This is a genomic window from Shewanella indica (assembly GCF_002836975.1).
Classification (GTDB): domain Bacteria; phylum Pseudomonadota; class Gammaproteobacteria; order Enterobacterales; family Shewanellaceae; genus Shewanella; species Shewanella indica.
The window spans coordinates 1-7,843 of the sequence record NZ_NIJK01000016.1; the positions used below are offsets into that span (position 1 = coordinate 1).

General features: G+C 53.0%; 9 protein-coding genes. 4 read left to right on the top strand and 5 right to left on the bottom strand.

Translation table 11 applies throughout. The features are described from left to right. Positions 1-112: 112 nt before the first annotated feature. From folE to coaBC, 5 genes are all read right to left on the bottom strand, one after another. Positions 113-763, bottom strand: coding sequence for a GTP cyclohydrolase I FolE (gene folE, locus CX650_RS03730; RefSeq protein WP_025010867.1), 651 nt, complete (start codon positions 761-763; stop codon positions 113-115). Positions 764-955: 192 nt separating this feature from the next. After that, entirely contained in the window at positions 956-2,926 is a 1,971-nt protein-coding gene (locus CX650_RS03735; protein ID WP_101095058.1) for an alpha/beta hydrolase family protein, read from the bottom strand. Positions 2,927-3,056: 130 nt separating this feature from the next. Beyond that, positions 3,057-3,650 (bottom strand): nucleoid occlusion factor SlmA, encoded by a 594-nt coding sequence (slmA, locus tag CX650_RS03740; RefSeq protein WP_025010868.1) that lies wholly within the window; start codon positions 3,648-3,650, stop codon positions 3,057-3,059. A 24-nt stretch (positions 3,651-3,674) separates the two neighbouring features. Next, entirely contained in the window at positions 3,675-4,133 is a 459-nt protein-coding gene (gene dut / locus CX650_RS03745) for a dUTP diphosphatase (RefSeq protein WP_025888140.1), read from the bottom strand. Beyond that, on the bottom strand, positions 4,130-5,326 hold the full coding sequence (coaBC, locus tag CX650_RS03750) for a bifunctional phosphopantothenoylcysteine decarboxylase/phosphopantothenate--cysteine ligase CoaBC (RefSeq protein ID WP_165566087.1): 1,197 nt from the start codon (positions 5,324-5,326) through the stop codon (positions 4,130-4,132). Before coaBC ends, dut begins: the two co-directional genes overlap by 4 nt. Before the next feature lie 128 nt (positions 5,327-5,454). Here coaBC and radC point away from each other — a divergent pair, with 128 nt between their 5' ends. The 4 genes from radC to CX650_RS03770 all read left to right on the top strand — a co-directional run bounded on the left by radC (position 5,455) and on the right by CX650_RS03770 (position 7,740). Then, positions 5,455-6,132, top strand: a complete 678-nt coding sequence (gene radC, locus CX650_RS03755) for a RadC family protein (protein ID WP_039035359.1) — start codon at positions 5,455-5,457, stop codon at positions 6,130-6,132. 122 nt (positions 6,133-6,254) lie between these two features. Continuing rightward, positions 6,255-6,491, top strand: coding sequence for a 50S ribosomal protein L28 (rpmB, locus tag CX650_RS03760; protein WP_028769274.1), 237 nt, complete (start codon positions 6,255-6,257; stop codon positions 6,489-6,491). Positions 6,492-6,497: 6 nt separating this feature from the next. Then, a complete protein-coding gene (rpmG, locus tag CX650_RS03765; RefSeq protein WP_025010872.1) occupies positions 6,498-6,671 on the top strand; it encodes a 50S ribosomal protein L33 in 174 nt (57 codons plus the stop codon). A 301-nt stretch (positions 6,672-6,972) separates the two neighbouring features. Then, entirely contained in the window at positions 6,973-7,740 is a 768-nt protein-coding gene (locus tag CX650_RS03770; RefSeq protein WP_101095059.1) for a phosphatase PAP2 family protein, read from the top strand. The last annotated feature ends 103 nt before the right edge of the window (positions 7,741-7,843 follow it).

A 7,843-nucleotide genomic window follows, 5' to 3' on the forward strand; every position in this document is an offset into this window, starting at 1 on the left:
AAATCCGATGACATGGGGTCATCGGATTTTGATCCTTTCAGTGAGATCGTCAAGCGATCTGTCTTAACTGATCGGCATTACTGCCTTGGCAGCGTTTTTTATGGCGGAGAAGCTATTTGGCCTGATGCAGAAACTCGGCGCGGGTGGCCGGGTTGGACTTGAACACGCCGCCAAGAGCCGTAGTGGTGGTGGAGCTGGTGGAGTCCATCACACCGCGGGATTTAACGCAGTAATGCACCGCATCCATTTTTACCGCCACATCTTTGGTTTCCAGCAGGGTCTGCAACGCGACCAGTACTTGCTGGGTCAGGCGCTCCTGCACCTGTGGCCGCTGGGCAAAGAAACGCACTATGCGGTTGATCTTCGACAGGCCGATGATCTTCTTCCGCGGCAGATAGGCCACAGTAGCAGTGCCGTCTATGGTCACCAGATGGTGCTCACAGGTGCTGGTGAGACTGATGTCCTGCACCCGCACCATTTCATCGAAGCCCATCTTGTTGTCGATAACAGTGATCTTGGGGAAGTTGGCATAGTCGAGGCCGGAGAAAATTTCGTCGACATACATCTTGGCGATACGTTTCGGCGTATCCATCAGGCTGTCGTCGCTCAAATCCAGCGACATCAAGGTCAAAATGGCCTTCATATGGGCCTCTATTTTTTCCTTGCGCTCCTCGGCCGACAAGCCACAGGGTACCATGGGGGTCTCGAGTCCTCGCTCCAGGAGCGCGGTCTGAACCATCAAAGCTGCTTCACTCAATGCCATTGTTTTCCTCCGGCGGATAGACGCCAAGCCAGCGCCTTCCGTTTGTTACTGTCCGCTCAAGCTGTGACGCTTTTCACATTTATCTGCGGGAAGCGGAGGATACCGCTATTTGCTGTAAATTCATACCAGAAAAGCCCCATAGCACGAAAAAAGCCGCTCCCTGGAGAGCGGCTTGGTTTACGGCTGTTAAACTTAAACGCCCAGATTCTGCTTCAGGAAGTTGAGCATTTTCTGATAATAGATGGCTCTGTGGCTTTCATCGTAGAAACCGTGGCCCTCATCATCCATGATGATTTTCTGGTAGGGGTAGTTACGCTTCTTGAGCGCATCTTCCAGGGCTTCAAACTGCTCTATGGGAGCGCGCTCATCATTGCCACCGTGCACCAGCAGCAGATTGGCCTTGAGCTTGTCGACGTTGCGAGTGGGCGACATAGCGCGCAGCACGGCTTGATCCTGACCAAGCACAGTTCGCAGGTAGCTGGTGCCCGAGTCACGTTCCTGCACGTCACCTTCTTTAAACATCATTTCCAGATCGTACACCCCGGCAAAGCCGATGGCGCACTTAAATAGATCCGGCTCCATAACCGAGCTTTGCAGCGCGCTGTAGCCGCCAAAACTGCCGCCGACGATACAGATGCGCTGCTTGTCCACTATGCCTTGATCTATCAGATGGCGGGTGGCGTCTATGATGTCGTATTGAATTTCACTGCCCCACTTGCGGTAGCCCGCTTGCTGGAAGGCTTCACCATAACCACCTGAGCCGCGGAAGTTAACCTGCAGTACGGCAATACCCTGATTGGCCAGCATCTGGTTTTGAGGATCAAAGCCCCAGCTGTCCCTGACATAGTGTGGGCCGCCGTGCGGGTTGACCACCAGAGGCAACTGCTTGGGATCTTTACCGGGTGGTAAGGTCAGGTAGGCCTGAATCGTCATGCCGTCTCGCACCTTGATATCCATGGGTTTCACTTCGGCCATGTTGGCCGGATCTATGCTTTCCATGGTACGCAGCAGGTGTCTGAGTTTGACCGCTTTGGTATCAAACAGATAGTAGTCGCCCGGGTTGCGGTCGTTGAAGGCCAGAATGACCATCTTGTCGGCGTTACGGGTCTCGCTGACGATGCGCACCTGGTGCCCCGGCAGGCTGGCCAGCAGTTGCTTCAGATACACGGCATGCTGATCTTCAGAGTCAACAAAGGCGTAGGTTGGGTAACCGTTGGCAAATTCCACCGCGTAGAGCTGTTTGTTCTGGCCGTTGATCCAGAAGTTGTCCGGCTCGACTCTGGCATCACTGACTATCTGCTGCTTTTCACCGGTTTTCAGGTTGACCCGATACACGGCCTTGGGCTCACCGGCCAGGGAGGCGGAGGCATAGACACTGTTGGGATCTTCGGTAAAGGAGATAGGGGTAAAGTCCTTCAAACCTATGTTCAGCTTGTCTGTGTCAATCCATTCGCCGTCGTTACGGTAGAAAATCCGGGTGTTGTTGCTTCTGTCCTGACCGGCAACAAAGCGCACTTCACCGTCATCATCTGTCATGAAGCTGGCCATACCTATGGGAGAGCGGGTGATTTTCTTGCGGGTGCCGCGGTAGACATCAACCTGATAGACATCCTGCAACTGTTCATAATCCAGGCTGCGACCGCCGTTCCAGGGGATGGCGTTGACCAACATGTAGCGGTCATCATCCGGCAAGGGATCGAGTACATAGGCCGTGGCCTGGATAGCGGTGTTTTTCTTCAGGTGGGAACCGGTTTGCTGTTGGCCCGAATTGTAACCGAACAGATAGGCGACCTTGGAGCCATCGGCGTTCACCGCCATCAATTCACCATAGTAGAGCGGGCGATCATCCCAGCCCTTGAGGTATTCCTTGGCGACCACGACACGTTCATCGTTGACCCAGGTATAACTGCCCACTTGGGCGTTGCCCGGGAAGTAAACAATGTGCTTGGCACTGAGGTCTTCAGTATTGAGGATCAGTAACTTATCTTTTCCCTCGTGATTCATGATCACGCTGAGATAGTCACCGGAGGGGGAGATTTTGACATTGGTGTATTGCGCCCCCTGGCTGAAAATTTCTGCCGGCGTGGGCGTTTGATTACTCTGGGCCAAAGCGAGAGTGGGGGCCAGCAATAATATACCAGTCAACAAAGGTTGGAATTTCATTTGACATCCTTGTGTTTATTATAAGTAACCTATGTTTTTTCAATGTTAATTAAATGCTTGGGTTTGGACAAGGCTAAATCCATAAAAAAAGGACGGTTTTTACCGTCCTTGATCCTGAAAAACAGGGCGTTCAGCTCTGCAATAACTGGCTTTGAATAAACTGCCACTGCTCCTCGAAGTGAGCCGTTGGCTTGAGCTTGAATTCACTGCGAACAAACTGGGCAATACGGCCTTCGGCCACGGCCAACAGCAGGTTTGCCAGAATGGCTTCATCCAGGGCGAATTTTTGCCCTTCTCGCAGGGATTTTTCCCGCAGGATCTGCTTCAGATGGGTTTCCAACTTGGCAAACAACAGGTTGATCCTCTCTCTGAGACGCTCATTTTCGCCCAGCAGGGCATCACCGCTCAGTACCCGGGAGATCCCTGGGTTGCGCTCGGCAAACACCAATAACAGCTGCAGTGCCTGTTGGCAGCGTTTCATGGTATCTTTCTCCTCATCCATGATGAGGTTGATGCGTGACAGCAGAGAGTCTTCAATAAACTCAATCAGGCCTTCAAACATCCGCGCCTTACTGGGAAAGTGGCGATAAAGCGCCGCTTCCGACACGCCAACTTCCGAGGCCAGCTTGGCAGTGGTAATCCTTTGCCCCGGATTGGTTTCCAGCATTCTGGCAAGGGATTGGAGTATATGTTCACGACGATTGATTTTTTCTTTTACAGCCATGTTTCGCTCTGTCAGTGGCAGGAATTATTGAGTGCCTGAGTGACCGAAGCCACCTTCGCCTCTGTCCGAGGTGTCAAATTCATCCACCAGTTTGAACTGGGCTTGAACGACGGGCACAAATACCAATTGGGCCAAGCGGTCACCTATCTCCAGGGTGAAAGGTGTCTGGCTGCGGTTCCAGCAGGAAACCATCAGCGGGCCCTGATAGTCAGAGTCGATAAGGCCGACCAGGTTGCCGAGTACTATGCCGTTTTTGTGGCCCAGACCCGAGCGGGGCAAAATCACCGCCGCCAGAGAAGGGTCGGCCACATGAACCGCAATTCCGGTCGGGATCAATACAGTTTCCCCCGGGGCTATGGTGATGCTGGTGTCCAGCATGGCGCGTAGATCCATGCCGGCACTGCCAGGGGTCGCATAGCTTGGCAGCGGAAATTCACTGCCAATACGCGAGTCGAGAATTTTCAGTTCTATGGGTGTTTTCATGAGTGGTTTTTATGCTTCGCTATCAGGATCAGCAACTGTTTGGCCAGGCTCAACTTGTCGGTGGCCGGCAGTTCATCACAACCTGTTGCAGAAAATACTTTCAGAGCATTCCGGTCGGCATTGAAACCCTGACCCGGAACAGACACATCGTTGGCGGCAATCATATCGAGTTTCTTGCGCTTGAGCTTGTCACGCGCGTAGGTCTCCACTTCATGGGTTTCTGCCGCAAAACCCACGGTAAAGGGCCGGATAGAATGGCTGGCGACCGTGGCCAGAATATCCGGGTTACGCACCAGTGCCAATGCCATGGTTTCGGAAGATTTTTTTATTTTGGCTTCGGCGACATCGGCGACACGATAGTCTGCCACTGCGGCGCAGCCAATAAAAATATCCTGCTGTTCCACCCTTTGCATCACGGCATCGAGCATCTCTTTGGCCGATTGCACATCGACTCGGGTCACCCCTGCCGGGGTAGCTAAATTAACCGGGCCGCTGACCAGAGTCACTTCGGCGCCCATCTGCGCCGCCGCAGTGGCCAGTGCAAACCCCATCTTGCCAGAGCTGTGGTTGGAGATATAACGCACAGGATCTATCGCTTCACGGGTCGGTCCGGCGGTGAGCAGCAGCTTTTGGCCGGCCAACAGCTGTGGCTCAAAGCAAGCGGCGGCTCGCTGAGCGATATCATTGGGTTCCAGCATACGCCCCGGGCCGATTTCACCACAGGCTTGGCTGCCGCTATCCGGGCCCCAGATACCATAACCGCGCTCGGCCAGCACCTTGAGGTTCTCCTGAGTCGCTACGTTTTGGTACATCTGTTGGTTCATCGCCGGGCAGAGCATCACCTTAGCCGCCGTTGCCAGGCAGGTGGTGGTGATCAGTTCATCGGCCATACCGGCACGAATGCGGGCCAACAGGTTGGCGGTAGCGGGGGCAATGATAACCAGATCGGCCCAACGGGCCAATTCGATATGCCCCATGGCAGCCTCGGCCGCAGGATCCAGCAGATCTGAGGCTACCGGATGGCCGGATAACGCCTGCAAGGTCAGCGGGGTAATGAATTCCATGGCGCTCTGGCTCATGACGACTCTGACTTCGGCACCTCTGTCCTGCAGGCGCCGCACCAGATCAGCACTCTTGTAGGCGGCAATGCCACCGCCAATCCCCAAGAGGATTTTTTTATGCTTCAGGCTCATAGAAACAATCAACTGATGGTAATTGGCGGCTAAGATATCACAAAGCTCCCCCGACTTGGCAGGATGCAGCTTCAAAAATCTCGACCATAATTGAAACAAAGTATAGGGCATAGGGACGGGAGCCAAGGATGGGTATCAGAGACTGGCCTACAGGAGAGGGCCCAAGGGAAAAGTTGCTGCAGCAGGGAGCCAAGAGCCTGAGTGATGCCGAGTTACTGGCGGTCTTGCTGCGTAACGGCCTGGCGGGGCAAAGTGCGGTTGAATTAGCCAGAGATTTGCTCGCGGCATTCGGTTCACTGCGGCAACTCTTGGTGGCACCACTGAATCAAGTTGCCCGAATTCCGGGAATGGGGCCGGTGAAATATACCCAATTGCAGGCCGCCGCCGAACTTTCGAGACGAATTTCTCGGGAAAAGCTGCAAAGAGGGCCGGTTTTGACAAATCCGGATTTGACTCGCGACTATTTAATGAGACAATTAGCAGACCGTGCCACCGAGGTGTTTGCGATTCTGTTGCTGGACAGCCAGCACCGAGTAATCCAATTCGTGGAATTATTCCATGGCACCCTGGACTCTGCATCCGTCTATCCGCGAGAGGTGGTTAGACTGGTGCTGGAAAAACAGGCCGCGGCGGTCATAGTTTGCCATAATCACCCGTCCGGCGTGGCTGAGCCCAGCCAGGCTGACAGGCGAATTACTGAGCGGTTGAAATGTGCGCTCGCAACCATAGATGTTTCGCTTCTGGATCATATGGTTGTAGGGGATTGCGAGATAGTTTCCTTCGCAGAACGCGGATGGATAGTTTGATCCATCGCTTGATCTTTCCTCAGTTATCCTGTATAACATGCGCCCTCTTTGTGCCTCGGGCGACGGCCATACGAGGCACATTAATGCTCGAGCGTTAAAATTGTTTTTTGGAGAAGATTGACATGTCAAGAGTATGCCAAGTTACTGGCAAGCGACCAATGGTTGGTAACAACCGTTCGCACGCAAAAAACGCAACTCGTCGTCGTTTTTTACCTAACCTGCAGAACCACCGTTTCTGGTTAGAAGACGAAAAGCGTTTCGTACAATTGCGCGTTTCTACCAAGGGTATGCGCATTATCGACAAGAAAGGTATCGAAGTCGTTGTTGCTGAACTTCGTGCCCGTGGCGAGAAGGTGTAATAGAAAATGGCTAAAGCTAAAGGAAATCGTGAGAAGATCAAGCTGGTTTCAAGCGCCAAGACTGGTCACTTCTACACTACCGACAAGAACAAGCGTAACATGCCTGAGAAAATGGAGATCAAAAAATTTGATCCCGTAGTTCGTCAGCACGTTATCTACAAAGAAGCCAAAATCAAGTAATCCACTTGGTATTTGAGTTCTTGGAAAGCCCCTCTAGCAGGGGCTTTTTTATATTCAACTTTCAGTCACATTGGCTATATCAAGACAATGCCATATCAGAAACTCTGGGTACTCTGTAGCCGTTTTTAATCAGTATCATCAATCGTTGCCCTCATTGCCAGCGCGCCCCGGTAGCAGAAAACAACTTCGGCCCCTGTTTAGCGCAACATGACACTCAGCTTAACCAAACACTGAATAGTACTTGCTGCACTTCCTTTCTCTGGCACAATGGCGGTTTGTCCGTTCCGATAAGGGTGTATTAATGAAATATGCAGCCGTCCCTTTGACCTCCCTGGCCATTTGTTGGCTGTTTCTGCTCAGCTTGCCGCTGACGCTGTTTTCCCTGTCAGAGCCGCTCTTCCCCTGGCTCAATCTCGACAGTGCCGCCGCTCAGTTTTGGTACTGGTTAACCGTATCCGGTTCGGCCCCCTGGGGCGTAAGCACTGTGTTGTTGGTGTTTGCCATCAGCTTTTTTATCCTGCCGAGGGGCAGCTGGCTGAAGATGATGTTCTGCACTTCGCTGGGCTTGGTGCTGTGTTTGTTGCTCAATGAACAGCTCAAGCTGGTATTTGCCGAATCACGGCCCTATATCGAATGGCTGTCCCACCAGCAGCATCTGGATATCAAGGAGTTCTACAGCATAGACAAATATGCCCGCAGGGAGCTGTTGGCCCAGGTTCTTCCCGGGGTATCACCGCTGGATATGCCCATTTCAGCACAAATCCAGCGCCACTGGCAGATAGAAACGGGGTTTTCCTTTCCCTCCGGCCACACCATTTTTGCCGTGACCCTGACTATGTGCAGCAGTTTCTTTCTGCTAAGGCACAATAATCTCTGGCTTCCGGCGCTGCTTATCTGCTGGGCGCTGTTGATGGGGCTGAGCCGTATGTTGCTGGGAATGCACTGGAGTGTCGATGTATTGACCTCGACCCTGCTGGGGGGGCTGCTGTCGGCCTTGACTATCTATGTCGGCAGCCACAGCTATCGCCGCCTGGAACCTTGGTTTAACGGGGCTGTGAGTAAAGGCTAAAACGAAAACGCCCCGTCATTAGGCGCAACGTAGATCAGATAAGGATCGGTTGACCGATCCTCCTGATGAGAGACAATCGGAAACCTGTTTGTAGGTTTCCGAT

What these genes read in the sequence shown, in the direction of transcription:
- slmA (WP_025010868.1), bottom strand. Translation starts at nt 3,650, where the DNA reads ATGGCTGTAAAAGAAAAAATCAATCGTCGTGAACATATACTCCAATCC.
- coaBC (WP_165566087.1), bottom strand. Translation starts at nt 5,326, where the DNA reads ATGAGCCTGAAGCATAAAAAAATCCTCTTGGGGATTGGCGGTGGCATT.
- folE (WP_025010867.1), bottom strand. Translation starts at nt 763, where the DNA reads ATGGCATTGAGTGAAGCAGCTTTGATGGTTCAGACCGCGCTCCTGGAG.
- radC (WP_039035359.1), top strand. Translation starts at nt 5,455, where the DNA reads ATGGGTATCAGAGACTGGCCTACAGGAGAGGGCCCAAGGGAAAAGTTG.
- dut (WP_025888140.1), bottom strand. Translation starts at nt 4,133, where the DNA reads ATGAAAACACCCATAGAACTGAAAATTCTCGACTCGCGTATTGGCAGT.
- CX650_RS03770 (WP_101095059.1), top strand. Translation starts at nt 6,973, where the DNA reads ATGAAATATGCAGCCGTCCCTTTGACCTCCCTGGCCATTTGTTGGCTG.
- CX650_RS03735 (WP_101095058.1), bottom strand. Translation starts at nt 2,926, where the DNA reads ATGAAATTCCAACCTTTGTTGACTGGTATATTATTGCTGGCCCCCACT.
- rpmB (WP_028769274.1), top strand. Translation starts at nt 6,255, where the DNA reads ATGTCAAGAGTATGCCAAGTTACTGGCAAGCGACCAATGGTTGGTAAC.
- rpmG (WP_025010872.1), top strand. Translation starts at nt 6,498, where the DNA reads ATGGCTAAAGCTAAAGGAAATCGTGAGAAGATCAAGCTGGTTTCAAGC.